At 42.9% G+C, this 3,445-nt stretch carries 2 protein-coding genes and 1 riboswitch; of the genes, one reads left to right on the plus strand and one right to left on the minus strand.

What is annotated here, in order from left to right:
- Positions 1 to 353: 353 nt before the first annotated feature.
- Entirely contained in the window at positions 354 to 1,724 is a 1,371-nt protein-coding gene (locus tag AB4623_RS23855; RefSeq protein ID WP_372147501.1) for an alanine/glycine:cation symporter family protein, read from the minus strand.
- A gap of 128 nt (positions 1,725 to 1,852) precedes the next feature.
- Positions 1,853 to 1,987: riboswitch (glycine riboswitch) on the minus strand.
- A gap of 609 nt (positions 1,988 to 2,596) precedes the next feature.
- Here AB4623_RS23855 and AB4623_RS23860 point away from each other — a divergent pair.
- A complete protein-coding gene (locus tag AB4623_RS23860; protein ID WP_017059725.1) occupies positions 2,597 to 3,331 on the plus strand; it encodes a chromosome segregation ATPase in 735 nt (244 codons plus the stop codon).
- Positions 3,332 to 3,445 lie beyond the last annotated feature (114 nt).

A 3,445-nucleotide genomic window follows, 5' to 3' on the forward strand; every position in this document is an offset into this window, starting at 1 on the left:
CTCTACAATGTAGATGACTATAAACTGACTAATATATGAATTAAAGTCACATGTTTTATTCTTCTGGTTTTTTGTGTCGTTGAAACGAAAATAAATTTAATATGTTTGTTACAAAACGCCTGACACCAACGCACAATCTGTTAAATATAAGTAATATCTAATTAAGTGTTGGTTTTATTAGTGTCCTTTTTAGTAGTCTACTATTCGCTTTATTAAATCGCATAGTAGTCGATTTAATATTCTTGTTATTTATAAGGGCATATGTTCTGCATAATAATTTAAGACGTTTCGCTATGTGATGAAAATAAAAAAGCCCGCAGTTGAGTGCGGGCTTGGTATTCAATCACTTCAGTTTACGCTTTAACTGCTTCACAATCATGTGAAGACGTCAACGGTTTGAAGAATAGCTTGGTTTCTTCGATAACAACGTGGCGCAGCAAGATAAGCCCGATTAGGTTCGGAATTGCCATTAGGCCGTTCACGATATCAGCCATTATCCAGATCATGTCGAGCTTTAAGAATGCACCAGAAGCCACCAACGCAATGAAGATGATCTTGTAAGGCAATACAGCTTTGGTACCTAGCAAGAACACAACACAGCGCTCACCGTAGTAGTTCCAACCTAAAATTGTTGTAAACGCAAAGAAGATTAAGCCAACAGAAACCAACATAGGGCCAAGGGTATCTGCATTCAGACCAACAGCGAATGCGTGAGTGGTCATCGCAGCGCCTGAAAGATCAGTCTGCCAAGCACCCGTTAAGATAAGCGCCAAACCTGTCATCGTACAGATGATGATGGTGTCGAAGAAGGTACCTGTCATAGAGACAAGTCCTTGTTTCACACATGAGTCTGTTTTAGCCGCTGCTGCAGCCATTGGTGCGCTACCTAGGCCAGATTCGTTCGAGAACACACCACGAGCGATACCTGATTGGATAGCAAGCATGATGCTCGCGCCAAAGAAACCACCGGTTGCTGCTGTGTTGGTAAACGCAGAAGTCACAACAAGGGTAATGGCATTCAGTAGTTGGTCGGCATTTGAAATCAGAACGCTTAAACACGCGACGACGTACATAACCGCCATAGTAGGAACAACTTTCCCTGCCACTTTAGCGATAGATTGGATACCACCAAGGGTAACCACTGCCACTAATATCGTAAGAACGACAGCAGACATCTCACGCGAAGCGCCAAATGAGATTTGAGTTGCGTCCAAGATAGCGTTGACTTGTGGGAAGGTACCGATACCGAAGCAAGCAACGCCGAGCGCGAAGACAGCGAACATTACCGCTAAGATTCGTGAGCCGACACCGTATTGCAGGTAGTACATTGGGCCGCCAACCATTTCGCCATTGCTATCGGTTCTACGGTATTTAACGGCAAGTAGACATTCTGCGTATTTGGTCGCCATACCAAATACAGCGGCAAGCCACATCCAGAATAGGGCACCAGGGCCACCAATCTTGATTGCGGTCGCTACACCTACGATATTACCTGTACCAATAGTTGCGGAAAGTGCTGTACACAAAGCGGCGAAACTCGATACGTCACCCGTACCGGACTTGTCTTTGGTGAACACCATTTTCAGTGCAGCTGGGAGGTGTCTAAACTGGAGTAAGCCTAAGCGAAAAGTAAAGTAGATACCTGTACCCACTAGCAGAATAAGCAGTGGTGGTCCCCAAACGAATTGGTTGATGGTTTGTAGTGTAGCTTGTAGGTGGTTCATAGATTCCCCTTAATAAATTAAAAATTTAAGGAGAAGAGGGAAGGCAGTGCAGATCTCAGGGATCGGGCGCACTACTTAATACATACGGATTTCTAGATAGAATTCTTGTGTTAATTAAGGCTGTTGCTTTCCACTCCTCTGTCCTTTTGCCTGAGAGTTTCACTTAGCGAATCACTTATAGATAAGTAACGGGCACTAAGCTTGCTCCTTCGGCGACCGCTTGCTACAAAAAAAGTAGTACGGTTCTCTCCAGAGGTTCCTCCAACGACAGTCCTCACTTTTCTGGATTTCTCCAGCATAAAGCACCTGAAAGATTTACTTCTTCGGCGGGTCAATCTAACTAAATGTTAATGTTTAGTTAAAAACCACTCTCCTGCAGTCTTCATCGGAACAATTACCTAAATAATTAGGTAATCTGTAGGCGTATCCTAGATCATATAAAATGTGATGTCAGCTACAAAATATCTGTTTGCACAAATGTTGTTCAACTAAATGATCAAACAACGAGTCTCTGACGTAACTTGCTTATTTAAATGGTATAAAATAGAGAAACAAGGAGGAGTTATGACTCGACTAATAGCGATTGTTTTTTTATTGGCTTTGGCATTTGTACTATTTCGTTACCGGACAAACGAAAAACTGCAAAAATGGGTAGTGATAGTTATCGTTAGCAGTTTCCTTTTGTATACTGCCAGCTTGATGATTTCGGAGTTAACTCGTTAAGCCTGCCTGTAAACAGGTGGGATGAATGTGTTAGTAAAGCTTAAGTGCTTCTGGCTTGAGCGATAGGTTTAACTGAGCCTTCACAATCAGTATTGGCATTCGTGTCAGTGACCGCGTAACGTTAAATAAATTTTTGGGAGTACCCGCTAGTGAACCAGCAATCTGGACAAAGCGAACAAGATGAAGTGGTTGTTATAGAAGAACGCGATAAGCGCAGTCAGCTCTATATCGGCATTGCTGCGGTTATAGGTTTAGCACTGGGTGGCTTAATTGGTTCTACAGTTACGGCTTCTAAGTGGGAGTCCACTTATCAGGTACTCGAAACTCGTTATCAAGAACTGCATGACAGCAGAGCACAGTTGATGACATCCGTTGAAACTAAAGTGGCAAAAGTTGATACCGAAATCGATGCGAAAGTAGAAGCCGCTCTAGTGAAACAAACGGAAGAGCATCAAAAAGAGCTCCAGGAATTAGCGAAGCAGTCTTCGGTTTTAGAGAAGGCGAACTACTCGTTAGAGCAACAGCTAAATGAACAGAAGCAAACGTTAGAGCAAACTCAGCAAGACAACCAGAAACTTAATCGTCAGGCTGACATGCAATCGACTTTGTTTGAGCGTGCGCGTGAAGTTTTCCGAAAAGAATTACAGATTTCTCAAGAACTTGAAAAACTTGAGAAAGAAAGAGATCAACTCGAGCAGAACCTTGGTTCTCTTAAGAAAGCGTGTGATGTTTACTTAGATGGCACATCATGGGATGCGAAATCTGACGCGTGTGAGAAGCAAGATAACGCTAACTCTCGACTGAGTGATATAAGACAAATGATTGAAGTCCACACCATGGACCTCAAACAGATCAAAACTCTCACTGAAGAGATGGGTCTATAAGCCGAAGGCTTTACCAACCTAACGTTAGTTTTTCACTAAATATTGAAACGCCCACATCACACACGTGATGTGGGCGTTTTGCGTTTGTCGAGAGCATAGATCCGGTGCTTTCTC

Source organism: Vibrio sp. 10N.222.52.C12 (assembly GCF_041474215.1).
In the GTDB taxonomy this organism is placed as follows: domain Bacteria; phylum Pseudomonadota; class Gammaproteobacteria; order Enterobacterales; family Vibrionaceae; genus Vibrio; species Vibrio crassostreae_C.